Origin of the sequence: Sphingomonas sp., assembly GCF_025362505.1 — a bacterium.
Classification (GTDB): domain Bacteria; phylum Pseudomonadota; class Alphaproteobacteria; order Sphingomonadales; family Sphingomonadaceae; genus Sphingomicrobium.
The window spans coordinates 16,095-29,988 of sequence record NZ_JANYGG010000108.1 but is presented as its reverse complement, the minus strand read 5'-3'; the positions used below and the strand labels follow the sequence as shown (position 1 = coordinate 29,988).

At 64.9% G+C, this 13,894-nt stretch carries 13 protein-coding genes; 10 read left to right on the top strand and 3 right to left on the bottom strand.

Features of this window, described 5'->3' with window-relative positions; genetic code table 11:
* The first annotated feature begins 29 nt into the window (after positions 1 to 29).
* The 4 genes from tkt to Q0R27_RS10380 all read left to right on the top strand — a co-directional run bounded on the left by tkt (position 30) and on the right by Q0R27_RS10380 (position 4,524).
* Positions 30 to 2,018 carry a transketolase gene (gene tkt, locus Q0R27_RS10395; RefSeq protein WP_293944129.1) on the top strand — a complete coding sequence of 663 codons (1,989 nt, stop codon included), beginning with the start codon at positions 30 to 32 and terminating at the stop codon, positions 2,016 to 2,018.
* Entirely contained in the window at positions 2,015 to 3,022 is a 1,008-nt protein-coding gene (gene gap / locus Q0R27_RS10390) for a type I glyceraldehyde-3-phosphate dehydrogenase (RefSeq protein ID WP_293944127.1), read from the top strand. Before tkt ends, gap begins: the two co-directional genes overlap by 4 nt.
* 102 nt (positions 3,023 to 3,124) lie before the next feature.
* Positions 3,125 to 4,201, top strand: coding sequence for a dihydropteroate synthase (folP, locus tag Q0R27_RS10385; protein ID WP_293944126.1), 1,077 nt, complete (start codon positions 3,125 to 3,127; stop codon positions 4,199 to 4,201).
* A 20-nt stretch (positions 4,202 to 4,221) separates the two neighbouring features.
* Entirely contained in the window at positions 4,222 to 4,524 is a 303-nt protein-coding gene (locus Q0R27_RS10380) for a hypothetical protein (protein WP_293944125.1), read from the top strand.
* A gap of 543 nt (positions 4,525 to 5,067) precedes the next feature.
* Here Q0R27_RS10380 and Q0R27_RS10375 read toward each other — a convergent pair.
* Positions 5,068 to 6,501: a sigma-54 dependent transcriptional regulator gene (locus tag Q0R27_RS10375; RefSeq protein ID WP_293944123.1), complete on the bottom strand. Its 1,434-nt coding sequence runs from the start codon at positions 6,499 to 6,501 to the stop codon at positions 5,068 to 5,070.
* Between the two features lie 117 nt (positions 6,502 to 6,618).
* On the opposite strand from Q0R27_RS10375, the gene Q0R27_RS10370 reads away from it, so the two are divergent.
* Complete coding sequence (locus tag Q0R27_RS10370) at positions 6,619 to 6,771, top strand: aa3-type cytochrome c oxidase subunit IV (RefSeq protein WP_293944121.1); 153 nt, start codon at positions 6,619 to 6,621, stop codon at positions 6,769 to 6,771.
* 4 nt (positions 6,772 to 6,775) lie between these two features.
* Positions 6,776 to 7,900: an NAD(P) transhydrogenase subunit alpha gene (locus tag Q0R27_RS10365; RefSeq protein WP_293944119.1), complete on the top strand. Its 1,125-nt coding sequence runs from the start codon at positions 6,776 to 6,778 to the stop codon at positions 7,898 to 7,900.
* 300 nt (positions 7,901 to 8,200) lie between these two features.
* Here Q0R27_RS10365 and Q0R27_RS10360 read toward each other — a convergent pair whose 3' ends face one another.
* Positions 8,201 to 10,471 carry an EAL domain-containing protein gene (locus Q0R27_RS10360; RefSeq protein ID WP_293944117.1) on the bottom strand — a complete coding sequence of 757 codons (2,271 nt, stop codon included), beginning with the start codon at positions 10,469 to 10,471 and terminating at the stop codon, positions 8,201 to 8,203.
* A gap of 182 nt (positions 10,472 to 10,653) precedes the next feature.
* On the opposite strand from Q0R27_RS10360, the gene Q0R27_RS10355 reads away from it, so the two are divergent.
* The 3 genes from Q0R27_RS10355 to Q0R27_RS10345 all read left to right on the top strand — a co-directional run bounded on the left by Q0R27_RS10355 (position 10,654) and on the right by Q0R27_RS10345 (position 13,297).
* Positions 10,654 to 10,935, top strand: a complete 282-nt coding sequence (locus tag Q0R27_RS10355; protein ID WP_293944115.1) for an NAD(P) transhydrogenase subunit alpha — start codon at positions 10,654 to 10,656, stop codon at positions 10,933 to 10,935.
* Position 10,936: 1 nt separating this feature from the next.
* Positions 10,937 to 12,370, top strand: a complete 1,434-nt coding sequence (locus Q0R27_RS10350; protein WP_293944113.1) for an NAD(P)(+) transhydrogenase (Re/Si-specific) subunit beta — start codon at positions 10,937 to 10,939, stop codon at positions 12,368 to 12,370.
* Positions 12,371 to 12,577: 207 nt separating this feature from the next.
* Positions 12,578 to 13,297 (top strand): amino acid racemase, encoded by a 720-nt coding sequence (locus Q0R27_RS10345; RefSeq protein ID WP_293944111.1) that lies wholly within the window; start codon positions 12,578 to 12,580, stop codon positions 13,295 to 13,297.
* Positions 13,298 to 13,306: 9 nt separating this feature from the next.
* Here Q0R27_RS10345 and Q0R27_RS10340 read toward each other — a convergent pair whose 3' ends face one another.
* Positions 13,307 to 13,489: a hypothetical protein gene (locus Q0R27_RS10340; protein WP_293944109.1), complete on the bottom strand. Its 183-nt coding sequence runs from the start codon at positions 13,487 to 13,489 to the stop codon at positions 13,307 to 13,309.
* 112 nt (positions 13,490 to 13,601) lie between these two features.
* Between Q0R27_RS10340 and Q0R27_RS10335 the strand changes: the two genes are divergently transcribed.
* Positions 13,602 to 13,811 carry a hypothetical protein gene (locus Q0R27_RS10335; protein ID WP_293944107.1) on the top strand — a complete coding sequence of 70 codons (210 nt, stop codon included), beginning with the start codon at positions 13,602 to 13,604 and terminating at the stop codon, positions 13,809 to 13,811.
* Positions 13,812 to 13,894 lie beyond the last annotated feature (83 nt).

Below are 13,894 nucleotides of genomic sequence, written 5' to 3'. Positions count from 1 at the left end.
GTGGGCAGCGGCCGCTTAACGAGGTGCCCATGCAGCCGACCCAACGCCGACTCGCCAATGCGATCCGGGCACTCGCCATGGATGCGGTCGAGGCGGCCAACTCGGGGCATCCCGGCATGCCGATGGGCATGGCCGATGCTGCGACCGCGCTGTTCACTCGGCACCTCAAATATGATCCGGCCGATCCCCACTGGCCCGACCGCGACCGGTTCATCCTGTCGGCGGGGCATGGGTCGATGCTGATCTACGCCGCACTCCACCTCACCGGCTATGCCCGGCCGACGATGGACGATATCCGCAATTTCCGGAAGCTGCACAGCCCGTGCGCCGGGCATCCGGAGAATTTCGAGTTGACGGGGGTCGAGGCGACCACCGGGCCGCTCGGGCAGGGGCTGGCGATGGGGGTCGGCATGGCGATCGCCGAGCGCCACCTGAACGCGATCTATGGCGACGAGCTGGTCGACCACCGGACCTATGTCATCGCCGGCGACGGCTGCCTGATGGAGGGCATCAACCATGAGGCGGTCGGCCTCGCCGGGCATCTCAAGCTCGGCCGGCTGATCGTGCTGTGGGACGACAACCGGATCACGATCGACGGATCGACCGACCTCAGCCGCAACGAGGACGTCATGGCGCGTCATGCGGCGTGCGGCTGGCACACGCTGGAATGCGACGGGCTCGACGCGGGCAAGGTTTCCCAGGCAATCGAGAAGGCCATCGCCGACGAGCGGCCGTCGCTGATCCGCTGCAAGACGATCATCGGCTATGGCGCGCCGAACAAGCAGGGCACCTCCGCGACCCACGGGTCCGCGCTCGGCAAGACCGAAGTCGAGGCGGCGCGCAAGGAGCTCGGGCTGGTAGCGACCGACTTCACCATCCCCGACGACGTGCTGTCGGCGTGGCGCACGGCGGGCAGCCGGTGCGCGGACGAACATTCGGCCTGGTCGAAGCGACTCGCGGCGAGCAGCAAGAAGGACGAGTTTGAGGCTCGGCTGGCGGGCAAGTGCGACGATGCGTGGTTGAAGCCCTACCTCGACCAGTTGCTCGAGAAACCGCCGACCGTCGCGACGCGCAAGGCGTCGGAGATGGCGCTCGAGGCGATCAATGTCGCCATCCCCGCGACAATCGGCGGGTCGGCCGATCTGACCGGGTCGAACAACACCAAGACCAAGGCGCAACAGCCGCTCGACGCGAAGAATTACGGCGGGCGATATGTCTATTACGGCATCCGCGAATTCGGCATGGCGGCGGCGATGAACGGCATGGCGCTGCACGGCGGGGTGGTGCCCTATGGCGGCACTTTCCTGGTTTTCTCGGACTATTGCCGCCCGGCGATCCGGCTGTCGGCGCTACAGCGCGCCAGGGTCATTTACGTGATGACGCATGATTCGATCGGGCTCGGCGAGGATGGGCCGACTCACCAGCCGATCGAGCATCTCCAGAGCCTTCGGGTTATGCCCGGGCTGGCGGTGTACCGGCCGTGCGACGCGGTCGAGGCGGCGGAATGCTGGGCGGCGGCGCTGGCCGACGACGGGCCATCGCTGCTCGCGCTGTCGCGCCAGAATCTGGCGCCGATGCGGACCGTGGCGGAGGCGGAGAATCTGTCGGCCAAGGGTGCGTACCGGCTTCGCTCGGCCACGGGGCCACGCAAGGTGATCCTGCTCGCCACCGGGTCCGAAGTTGAAATCGCGCGCGATGTCGCCGATGCGCTCGAGGCGCGGGGGATCGGCGCCGATCTCGTGTCGATGCCGTCGACCGACCGCTTCGACCTGCAGGACGAAGCGTATCGCGAGGACATCCTGCCCGACGTGTCGAACCGCGAGATACTGCGCGTGTCGATCGAGGCCGGGACGACGATCGGCTGGGAACGCTATACCGGGCTGCACGGCCTGCGCATCGGCATCGACCACTTCGGCGCGTCGGCGCCGGCGCCCGATCTGTACAAGGAATTCGGCCTGACCGCCCCCAAGATCATCGAGCGCGTTACCGCGCTGCTCCAACAAAGGGACATGCTATGACCAAGGTTGCCATCAACGGATTCGGGCGCATCGGCCGGCTCGTCGCCCGCGCCATCCTCGAGCGCGACGACCATGACCTCGAACTGGTCGCGATCAACGACCTCGCCGACGCCAAATCGAACGCGATGCTGTTCAAGCGCGACAGCGTCCACGGGCCGTTCCCGGGAACGGTCGAGGCCGACGGCAACGACATCATCGTCAACGGCAAGCGGATCCACGTCACCGCCGAGCGCGACCCGGCCAAGCTGCCCCACGCCGCCAACGGAATCGACATCGCGTTGGAATGCACCGGCTTCTTCACCGACAAGGAAGGCGGGCAGAAGCACCTCGATGCGGGCGCCAAGCGGGTCTTGATCTCGGCCCCGGCGAAGGGTGCCGACCTGACCGTCGTGTTCGGGGTCAATCATGACAAGCTGACGGCCGAGCACAGGATCGTGTCGAACGCGTCGTGCACGACCAACTGCCTGGCGCCGGTTGCCAAGGTGCTCAACGATGCGATCGGGATCGAGCGCGGGCTGATGACGACGATCCACAGCTATACCAACGACCAGAAGATCCTCGACCAGATCCATCCCGACATGCGCCGCGCGCGGGCGGCGGCGATGAACATCATCCCGACGACGACCGGTGCGGCGCGCGCGGTGGGCGAGGTGCTGCCCGAGCTCAAGGGCAAGCTCGACGGATCGGCGATCCGCGTGCCGACGCCAAACGTCAGCCTGATCGACCTGACCTTCACGCCCAAGCGCGATACGACATTCGAGGAGGTCAACCGGGTGCTCAAGGCGGCGGCGGATACGGGGCCGCTCAAGGGCATCCTCGCCTACACCGACGAGCCGCTGGTCTCGATTGACCTCAATCACAATCCGGCCAGCTCGACCGTCGACAGCCTCGAGACCGCGGTGCTCGAGGGCAAGCTGGTGCGGGTCGTCAGCTGGTACGACAACGAGTGGGGTTTCTCGAACCGCATGGTCGATACCGCCGGCGCGATGGCGAAGCTCGGCTAGCCCACCATGAATTTCGTCATTGCGAGGCGCGTAGCAACGAAGCAACCCAGCGGCGTGAAGCTGGATTGCTTCGCTGCGCTCGCAACGACGGGCGGATAAGGAATGTCCGTCCGTATCCTGCTTCGCCCGACCGGCTTCGTCGATTCGCCGTTCGGTCACGACGGCAAGGTCGCGCGGCTGGCGGGCGGGCTGAACTGGTTCGCGAGCGTCGAGCTGCTGACGATCGAGGGCCGACGGCGGGTGGCGAGCGAACTTGTGCCGGTCGAGGGGATCGAGGCGCGGTTCGACGAGGCAATGGCGGCGGACTGGGCTCAGCTTGCGGCCCCGCGCACTCCGCTCCAGATGGGCGAGCGGACGATCCGCCTCGACCAGCCGCAGGTAATGGGGATCGTCAATGCGACCCCCGACAGCTTTTCGGGCGACGGCCACGCCAACGACAGCGCCGAAGCCGCCGAGGCCGGCGCGACGATGGCGGGGCAGGGAGCGGCGATCCTCGATGTCGGCGGCGAAAGCACGCGACCAGGGGCCAAGGTCGTCTGGGAAGGCGACGAGATCGAGCGAGTCGTGCCGGTTATACGCCAGCTCGCGGCGGGCGGCGCGGCGGTGTCGATCGATACGCGCAAGGCGGCGGTGGTCGAGGCGGCGCTGGCGGCGGGCGCGCGGCTGGTCAACGACGTGTCAGGATTGACCTACGATGAGCGAATGGCCGGCGTGATCGCGGCTGCTGGCGTGCCGGTCGTGCTGATGCACCATCAGGGCGACCCCGCGTCGATGCAGGACGACCCACGCTACGACGATGTGCTGGTCGAGGTTTATCTGTGGCTCGAGGAGCGGTTCGCGGTGGCCGAGGTGGCGGGGATCGCTCGCGACAAGATCTTGATCGACCCGGGGTTCGGCTTTGGCAAGTCGGTAGCGCACAACCTCGAGCTGATGAACGGCCTCGCGCTGTTCCACGGCCTTGGATGCCCGCTGGTCCTTGGCGCAAGCCGCAAGCGCACCATCGGCGCGCTGTCGAACGAAGCCCCCGCCGACCAGCGCCTCGCCGGAAGCCTCGCCTTCGCGCTCAAGGCCGCAGACCAGGGTGCGCAGTTACTACGCGTCCACGACGTCCCCGAAACCGTCCAGGCGCTCAAGGTGTGGCGCGGCCTCCGCGACCAGGCGCTAACGCCTCGGCGATAAAGGGCAGGGCGTTCGCCGAGATGACCGCTTTCGACCCGAAAGCGGACCGCTACAAGCGAGTTGCGGAAACCCCACTAATGCGCAATACTCAACGGATGCAAACATTGATCAGGCGACTGGGGATTTCGCTGCTTGCGAGCGGGATCGCATTTGTCGCGGCCTACCAACTCATCTTCCATATACTTTGGTTAGAAGCCCTCCATGACGCTTCTGGTGACGGACAGTCCGGTATGGGTGCGTATTTCGGTGCAGCCTATTGGGCCCTTGTTATTGGAGTAATGACCTTCGTGCTGATCTTCTGGCGAAGTCGAACATGGTGGTAGCGTCCGTTTTCTACCCGTTGCGGACATTGGCGTGGGTCGCGATAGTGCAGGGATGCTCTTGCTCCTCATAGCCCTTGCAGCGTCATGGCCTCCGCAGGTTTGGTGGTGGAAGGACTTTCAGACGGAATACAAACGCTGTGGAGTGACCTTTAATGTGGATGGTCCCGGTCCCGCCGGTGACGGCATCTGGATTGCGAAGGATTACAGCGGCTTAATAGTCAGTCGGAACACTGCTCGCGCTCAGAAGCCCATCAAATGCATTGTCGCGTGGTCCAAGAAGCACGGACTTCCGGTCCGCTACAATCGAAACTGACACAGGATTAGTGAGCGTCCGCTTTCCACCAAAAGCCGACGTTCGATTTTCCTGTCCTACAGCGCGTTGATTATGGCATGGCGGCGGCGCGGTCCGGTGCCGCCGATCGCGTTCAGAGAGAATTGCAAAAAACAGGACGTCACCGCGAACATTGGGAACATTCGCGGGACCGTGCAACGTTTGAACGAGCGCTCAGGGGCTGACTTTAGACTGACTTTCCGGCCAGGAGGTCAGGCCGCCGTATCGATCCCGAGCTCGCCGAGCTTGCGATAGAGCGTCGACCGCCCGATCCCCAGCCGACGCGCGACTTCGGTCATGCGCCCGCGATAATGGCCGATGGCGAGGCGGATCAGGTCGGCCTCAATCTCTTCCATGCTGCGGATATGGCCGTCGGGGCGGAAAAGGGTGACGGGCGCGGCGGCGGCGAGCGCGGCGTCCTGGGTTGATTCGCTCAGCTGGGGCGCGAAGTCGCTGCGGCGTCCGGTGAAGCGCGACTGGACCGCGATATGCGGGAAATGCTCGGCGGTGAGCGCCGATTCCTCGGTCAGCGCGGCGCGAAACAGGACTCCGGCGAGCTGGCGGACATTGCCCGGCCAGCCGTAGCGCATCAGCACCGCCAGCGCGTCGTTGCCGATCGACAGGGTGCGCATTCCGGGCTGGCGGGCGTGGCGGACGAGCAGATGACGGGCGAGCGCGGGGATGTCGCCGCTGCGCTCTCGCAAGGGCGGGATGGTGACAGTGGTCGCGCCGATCCGCGCGGCGAGACCGGGATGGAGGCGGTCGAGCACCGGGCGGGTCGAGGTGGCGATGACCCGCACATCGACCGAGGTCGAGCCGTTGCAGCCGACCGGGCGGACCTCGCCGGTCGCCAGCACGCGGTCGAGCGCGGCTTGCGTCGCTTCGGGAAGTTCGCCGATCTCGTCAAGCAGCAGCGTGCCGCCGTCGGCCTCGACCATCCGCCCGACCTTCTCGGCGAAGGCGCCGGGGAAGGCGCCGGGAACGTGGCCGAATAATTCGCTGTCGACGATGTTCGCGGGGACCGCCTTGCAGTCGAGGATGATGAGGGGTGAGCGCGCGCGCAGCGAGGCTGCGTGGATCGCGCGGGCGAAAGTTTCCTTGCCCGCGCCGGCCTCGCCGATGACGAGGATCGGCAGGCGGTTGCGCGCAGCCTTGGCGGCGACGGCGAGCGCGGCGCGGAAATCGGGGGCGGCGCCGACCAGTTCTTCGAGCGCGAGCGCGTCGCCGAGCTTTTCGGACAGTGGCGCCATTTCACCCGCGGCGCGGCGACGGTCGGCGTTGACGGTGAGCGCTTCGAGCAGGCGCTCGGGCGCAACCGGCTTGACGAGGTAGTCGGACGCGCCGGCGCGCATTGCTTCGATCGCCAGCGCGCGGCTGGAATTTTCGGCCAGCACCAGCACCGGCAATGCTTCGCGGCAGCGGCGCAGCGCGGCGATCAGGGCAGGGCCGTTCTCGCCGTCCCAGGTGGACAGCAGCGCGGCCTGGACTTCGCGGCCGTGCGGACCCTGGAGGAGGCCGACGGCGGTCTCGCTGTCCGCCGCACCGACCACGCTCCAGCCAGCGCGCGCGGCGATCGCCGCGACAAGCCGACGCTCGCCAGCGTCGGCGTCGACCAGTAGCAGGGAACGGAAGGTTTCGTCGCGCATGGATTCTCCGATCTGCGGACGTTAGCAGCGACAGGTAAAGGTCCGCTTAAAAGGCTTGGGATGGCGCGGGCAGCTTGTTATGGACACAACCGAACCGAGTTTCACGAAGGAGGGCATATGGCCGCCGACAGCATTCAGCAGCAGGACGCCGTGACGGACGACGTCGAGGTCCATGAGCGCAATTATCACGGCTTTCTCAAGGTATTGAAGTGGTCGATGGTGGCGGTCGCGATCATCACGGCGATCGTCGTCCTGATCATCGCGCGCTGATCCGTTGAAGATTGCGATCCTTCGGGAAGCCGCTGGCGAAAGCCGCGTCGCCGCGATTCCCGAGACGGTGAAGAAATTCATCGGGCTCGGCGCATCGGTCGCGGTCGAGAAGGGCGCGGGCGAGGGAGCGAGCCTGGGCGATGAGGCGTTCGCCGAAGCGGGTGCAGCGATCGAGGATCGCGCGGCACTGGTCGCCGACGCCGACATCATCCTATGCATTTCGGGGCCTGATGGTCTTGGGCAGACCAAGCCGGGGGCGTTGCTGATCGGCGCGCTCGACCCGGTGCGGCGCGGTGAGGCGGTCAAGGTTTATGCCGCCGCCGGGCTCGAAGCGCTGGCGATGGAGTGGATGCCGCGCATTACCCGTGCCCAGTCGATGGACATCTTGTCGTCACAGTCCAATCTGGCCGGCTACAAGGCGGTGGTTGATGCGGCGGCGAGTTATGGCCGCGCATTCCCGATGATGATGACCGCAGCCGGGACGATCAGCCCGACAAGGCTGTTCGTGATGGGGGTCGGGGTGGCCGGATTGCAGGCGATCGCGACCGGGCGGCGGCTTGGCGCACAGGTCAGCGCGACCGATGTGCGTTCGGCAACCAGGGAGCAGATCCAGTCGCTCGGCGCGAAGCCGATTTTCGTCGACAATGTCGCGGGGATCGAGGGCGAGGGAACGGGCGGCTACGCGGGCGAGACCTCGGACGAATATAAGGCGGCGCAGGCGGAGCTGGTTTCGGCGCACATCGCCAAGCAGGATATCGTCATCACCACCGCGCTCATCCCGGGGCGACCCGCGCCGCGGCTGGTGAGCGACGCACAGGTCGCGACGATGCGCCGGGGCAGCGTGATCGTCGACCTCGCGGCGGATGCCGGGGGCAATGTCGAGGGTTGCGTGCCTGGCGAGACGGTCGAGCGCCACGGCGTGACGATCATCGGCGCGCGCAACCTTGCGCAGGGGTTGGCGGCGGATTCATCGGCGCTGTTCGCGCGCAACCTCTATAATTTCCTCGCCGCCTTCTGGGACAAGGATGCCGGGCGGCCGGTGCTTCCCGACGAGGACGAGATCGTCAAGGCGATCCGACTGACGAAGGATGGCAAGGTCGTCAATGAACGGTTGCTCGTTAACGCCTGACGGCATTAACACTAATTCTGCTCCGCAATGGCGAAGTTAGCTCGCTCTAACTGACGGGAGACAGAAACAAAAAAAGCCGCCTCGGCACGAGGACGGCTTTCCTTGACGTCAGCCAGGAAAGTCGGAAGCGTTTAGCCGCCCGACCCGCCGGCGCCACCGCCGACACCCATCAGCCAACCCCAGAAGGAAAATTTTGTTGCGGGCTTCTTCATGGCAAATCCCCTTGTTTACGCAGCGACTCACATCACTGCCGAAGGAGATATTAACCTTAATAGAGATGGTTAGCAATACTTTAAGACTTTAGGCCACGCGAAGGCCTTTGTCGACATTCATCCTCTTGATAATGCTTCGTAAACTGGTCGCGCGTCCAATGATGAACCCTTGCGCGATGTCGCAACCCATGCTGGTCAGCTGGTCGAGGGTGTCGCGATCCTCGACACCTTCGGCAACCACGATTCGGCCCAGCGAATGGGCCAGCGCGATTGTCGACTGGACCATCACCCGGTCGCTGCGGTGGTCGCGCATCGACTTGATAAAGCTCTGGTCGATCTTGATTTCAGCGGCCGGAACTTTCTTCAGATAGTCGAGCGTCGACAGGCCGGTACCATAATCGTCGATCGAAATCTTGACCCCGAGATCGCGCAGCCGGCCGAGCATTTCGATGTCCTGACCGCTTCCGGCGAGGGCCGCTGTTTCGGTCAGTTCCAAGGTCAATTGGTTGGCGGGAAAGCCGTGACGGGCAAGGCAATCACTGACCCGGCGGGGCAACTGCTGGTCGTTGAGCAATCGCGCCGAAAGATTGACCGCGAGGCCAAGCGGCCGGCCCTGACGAGCGGCGTGCGCCACGGCAGAGACCGCCTCGTCCATGATGAAATCGGTCAGTCGCTCGATGCGGTCATGCTGTTCGGCGGCACCGATGAATTCGGCAGGACTGATCGGTCCCTTGTCCGGGTGCGTCCAGCGCGCGAGCGCCTCGACACCGACGATCAGTCCGCTCGCGAGTTCGAGCTTGGGTTGATAGGCGACCCAGACCTCGCCCTTTTCGATCGCGTCGTCGAGCTGGCTGAGCAGAGACAGTTTCCAGGAGGCGTCGGCGAGCCGTGCGGGATCGTGATATTTCCACTTGAGTCCCTCGGCCTCGGCCTCATCGGCGGCGACCAGCGCGCTGCCGAGCCGATTCGAGGCGGCCCGGCCGCTGCCGATGTCGACGCCAAAGCTGATCATCACGTCATACTGGCTGCCGCGGACCTTGATCGGGCTGCGAAACAGCGCGTGAAGCGCCTCGAGGTGATGACCGAGCGGAATGTCATTCTCGGCGAACCAGGCGAACACGCCTTCGTCACCATGGAACAGTTTCCGGGTGGACGCGCCGACGCAAAGCCGCGACGTGACCTGCTCGACGAAGTGACGCTCGGCGTCGGTCGGCAGGGCGGACACGATCTCGGCGTAGTTGCGCAGCCGTGCCACGACCAGCGGACGATCGCGTGCCGACGCATCGGCGCGCAAGGCGACGAGGTTCGGCAGGCCGCTCACTTCGTTGACCGTGCTGCGCTGGCGCAACCGCTTCCAGTTGAGATGCCAGGCGATCACCGCGAGAACGAACCAACCTGGCGAGATGTCGAAGAACAACAAATCCCGTTCAAGCTGTATCGGGATGGCGAACAAGACGATCGCACAAGCAAGCAACACCAGATTTTGCCCGACCGCGTGGCGCCGCGTCATCGCAAATGCGCTGGCGAGCGCCGCAAGGAGGTAAGCGGGAATCCACCCGAAATCGGTCGGTATCCCCTTCATGAGGTTCTCGGCAGCAATAGCATGGATATACACGCCGCCCATGCGACCGTGGCGGGGCAGGATGAACTGGTCACCGATGCTGTCCGTTGTCGTCCCGATCAACGCGACCTTGCCCGAAATCTGAGCAGCGCTGATCTTGTGATTGATGAGGTCTGCTGCCGATACTGTCGCAAAGGTTCGTGGATCGACCGAATAGTCGATCGGGTAATGCCCGGACGGAAATATCTTCCAGCCTGCTATGCTGGTAGCGAGGGCAGGGACGACCTGGGCGCCGATGGTCGATGAATAGTTCATCTCGTGAACGCGCGTATCGAAATCATACGACAGGAACACGTCCGCGATCTTCGCATGAGCGGCGAAGTCGGGAAGTGGAAGCTGCGTTTTACCCGTTGGTGAGACCTTTACGCCAAGCGTCACGCGACCCGATCGCCGCAAGGCATCGGCAAAAGCGGCATCGCCCGCCGGGTCCCCGCGAAACGTGAACATGACGTCGTAGATTATCTGCCGAGCGCCGAGCCGTGACAGTTCATCGACGAGCTTGGCCTGGGCAGAACGCGGCCATGGCCAGTTACCGATCCGGCGCAGACTTTCGTCGTCGATCTTGACAATGACGATGTTGGAACTCGCGGGGTGCTGGTTGACGACCGTTCGGCCGGCACGCATCGCAACGTCGAGGGGTAGCCCAAGGCCGATCAACCCAAACACCAACCCCGCGAGCAGCGTCCACAGCAGGACGCGCCGTGGCGCCGCCGGTTTCTTGCGTTCCTTGACAGTCATGGCATCGCCGTCGCGCACGGTTTTCCTTCTCGCTGATCTGCTGCTAGCAACGAAAAGGTTATTATTTCGGAAACCTTGCTCCATTTCCGCGGTTAACAAACACTCGAAACTCCACTGCGCATCCGGCCTCGACAGCAAGGCGGCAGCGCGCCACAAGGCGGCTCGCATCGCGTGGAGAAACCATGGACTTCATCTCGATACTGTCGATTTTCGTGCTGGCCTGCTTCGTCGGCTATTATGTCGTGTGGTCGGTGACCCCTGCGCTGCACACGCCGCTGATGGCGGTGACCAACGCCATCTCTTCGGTGATCATCGTCGGCGCGCTGGTCGCGAGCGCGGCGGAAGGGAGCCCGGTTGCCAAGTGGCTCGGGCTCGGCGCGGTCGCGCTGGCATCGGTCAATATCTTCGGCGGGTTTGCGGTGACCGCCCGGATGCTGGCGATGTACAAGAAGAAGGAGCGCTAGGATGGCTTCGGCGGTCCGCACCGACCTGCTCTTCAGCATCTCCGACAGCTGGATCGCGCTCGCTTACCTGATCGCGGGGGCGTGCTTCATCCTCGCGCTGCGCGGGCTGTCGAGCCCGGTGACGTCGCAGCGCGGCAACCGCCTCGGCATGATCGGGATGGGGATCGCGGTCGTCACGACCCTGATCACGCACGGCATCGCGTCCATTGGCGAAATCCTGATCGCGATCGCGATCGGCGGCGGGATCGGCCTCGTCACCGCGCGGCGGATCCAGATGACCGCCATGCCGCAGCTTGTCGCCGCGTTCCACAGTCTGGTCGGCATGGCGGCGGTGCTGGTCGGGGTGGCGGCTTACCTCAACCCGGCCAGTTTCCACATCCTCGACGCGGCGGGAGCCGACATCCTCCAGACCAGCCGGATTGAGATGGGGCTTAGCGTCGCGATCGGCGCGATTACCTTCTCGGGCTCGGTCATCGCCTTCCTCAAGCTGAACGGCAACATGTCGGGCAAGCCGATCCTGCTGCCCGGTCGTCACGTCATCAACCTGTCCGCGCTGGTCGCGATCCTTGTTCTGATCGCGCTGTTCCACTGGTCGACCCCGGCGTTGTTCTGGGCGATCCTCGGCCTGTCGTTCGCGATCGGCTTCCTGCTGATCATTCCGATCGGCGGCGCCGACATGCCGGTCGTGGTGTCGATGCTCAACAGCTACTCGGGCTGGGCGGCGGCGGCGATGGGCTTCACGCTTCACAACAGCGCGATGATCATCACCGGCGCGCTGGTCGGATCATCGGGCGCGATCCTGAGCTACATCATGTGCCGGGCAATGAACCGCAGCTTCATCTCGGTCATCGCCGGCGGATTCGGCGCGATAGCGGGGCCCGCGGGCGGAGCGGAAGCGATCGACCGCCCCTACAAGCGCGGATCGGCCGAAGACGCCGCCTTCCTGTTGAGCCAGGCCGATCAGGTGATCATCGTCCCCGGGTACGGCATGGCGGTGGCGCAGGCGCAGCATGTGCTGCGCGAGATGGGCGACCAGCTCAAGAAGAAGGGGGTGCGGGTTAAATACGCCATCCACCCCGTCGCGGGCCGCATGCCAGGACACATGAACGTGCTGCTCGCCGAGGCTAACGTCCCCTATGACGAGGTGTTCGAGCTCGAGGACATCAATTCCGAGTTCGCGCAGACCGACGTCGCCTTCGTCATCGGCGCCAACGATGTCACCAACCCGGCGGCGAAGACCGACAAGACATCGCCAATCTATGGCATGCCGGTGCTCGACGTCGAAAAGGCCCGGACCGTCCTGTTCATCAAGCGATCGATGGGCGGCGCGGGTTACGCCGGGGTCGATAACGAGCTGTTCTACCGCGACAATACGATGATGCTTCTCGCCGACGCGAAGAAAATGGTCGAAGAGATAGTCAAGGCGCTGGGGTGATAGTCGCGCTCAGTGGGGAGCGATGGGCGACCTGATCATCCTTCATGGCAGCGATTCAAGCGCCGTTTCGAGTGCCCGCGATTAACCCGTTCTGACACCGTTAAGCGCTTGGTTTAACAGCGCCGATTCGCTACCGAAAGGATATCGTTTCTGGGTTCAAGCCCCCAGCCGGAACCTCCGGCGTGGCGGGTTGCGGGGAGAGCGGACGTGAACAAGCTGGGGATCATCGGCGGGACGAGCTGGGCTTCGACCGCGCTCTATTACGAACAGATCAACAAGGGCGTCGCAGTGCGACTCGGGGGGCTGCACAGCGCGCGGCTGGCGATCGAGAGCCTCGATTTCGGTCCGCTGGCGGCGATGCATCAAGCCGGTGACTGGGATGGCGCGATCCGCGTCGCGGTCGAGGCGGCAGTGCGGCTCAAGGCATCGGGCGCCGAGGGGCTGCTGATCGCGTCGAACACGATGCACAAGGCGCGTGCGGCGGTCGAAGCAGCAACCGGGCTGGAGGTGATCGATATCGCCGCGGCGACCGCCGAGCGGATCGCGGCTGACGGGCGCAGCCATGTCGCCCTGCTCGGAACGCGGTTCACGATGACCGAGCCGTTCGCGCGCGAGGCCTATGAGCAGCGCGGAATCGTGTTCCATGAGCTTAATGGGCAGTGGCGGTCCGAGGTCGACCGGATCATCTACGAGGAACTCGCCGCGGGCCGCGTGGTCCGAGAAAGCCAGCGCAAGTTGAAGACGCTGATCACCGAACTCGCTAAGCAGAAGGTCCAGGCGATCATCCTCGGCTGCACCGAACTGGTGCTCGCGGTCGATGCGCGCGCCAATGTCCTGCCGGTCTATGACACCACCGCGATCCACGCGCGCGCGGCGGTCGAGTGGATGCTTGACGACGTCGCGGCGGCGCGGCGCAAGGCCGCCTGAAAACCTAGCTCAGCCGGCGGGCGGGCGGCGCCGGCGGTCAATCAGCCAGACGACCAGCGCAATCACGACGCCGATGCCCGTGCCTCGCAGTACGCCGAGCATCGGCTGGCCGACGTAAACGCCCCAGATTGTTCCAAGGACGATCGCGAGCATGAGGAACAGGCCGCCGGCCTGGCTGGTGCGGTTGGGCATGGCGCGCCTTGGCAGAAGCGCGTGGCCGGCGCCAGCGTCGATAACGTGGTTGATGTCCCACTAACGATGCTTGGTCGCTGTCCGCAAACAGGTCGCGGGTTAAAGCAGCGCCATGGAAGCACCTTATATTGCTGGTCGCGGGGCGCTCGATGACGCCGCCGGCCTGATCGAGGCATTCGGCGACGATGCCGGGTTCGAAGCCGCGGCGCGCGCTATCGCCAGCCGCGACGCGGGCAATGTCCAGCGCTTCTGCCACTGGCGCCAGATCGAGCGGGTCATCGCCACGCTCAGCTGCGACGAGGTCGTCGGCACGGTTCACTAGTCGCGGTTCGCGCGCTAGGCTCACCCCGAACCAGGGGAGGTCGAGCGTTGAAGAACTGGAATGTGCGCAAGGTCGTCGTCTCG

Excerpts from the sequence above, each read along its gene's own strand:
- tkt (WP_293944129.1), top strand. The coding sequence starts at position 30 with ATGCAGCCGACCCAACGCCGACTCGCCAATGCGATCCGGGCACTCGCC.
- gap (WP_293944127.1), top strand. The coding sequence starts at position 2,015 with ATGACCAAGGTTGCCATCAACGGATTCGGGCGCATCGGCCGGCTCGTC.
- folP (WP_293944126.1), top strand. The coding sequence starts at position 3,125 with ATGTCCGTCCGTATCCTGCTTCGCCCGACCGGCTTCGTCGATTCGCCG.
- Q0R27_RS10380 (WP_293944125.1), top strand. The coding sequence starts at position 4,222 with ATGACCGCTTTCGACCCGAAAGCGGACCGCTACAAGCGAGTTGCGGAA.
- Q0R27_RS10375 (WP_293944123.1), bottom strand. The coding sequence starts at position 6,501 with ATGCGCGACGAAACCTTCCGTTCCCTGCTACTGGTCGACGCCGACGCT.
- Q0R27_RS10370 (WP_293944121.1), top strand. The coding sequence starts at position 6,619 with ATGGCCGCCGACAGCATTCAGCAGCAGGACGCCGTGACGGACGACGTC.
- Q0R27_RS10360 (WP_293944117.1), bottom strand. The coding sequence starts at position 10,471 with ATGACTGTCAAGGAACGCAAGAAACCGGCGGCGCCACGGCGCGTCCTG.
- Q0R27_RS10355 (WP_293944115.1), top strand. The coding sequence starts at position 10,654 with ATGGACTTCATCTCGATACTGTCGATTTTCGTGCTGGCCTGCTTCGTC.
- Q0R27_RS10350 (WP_293944113.1), top strand. The coding sequence starts at position 10,937 with ATGGCTTCGGCGGTCCGCACCGACCTGCTCTTCAGCATCTCCGACAGC.
- Q0R27_RS10340 (WP_293944109.1), bottom strand. The coding sequence starts at position 13,489 with ATGCCCAACCGCACCAGCCAGGCCGGCGGCCTGTTCCTCATGCTCGCG.
- Q0R27_RS10335 (WP_293944107.1), top strand. The coding sequence starts at position 13,602 with ATGGAAGCACCTTATATTGCTGGTCGCGGGGCGCTCGATGACGCCGCC.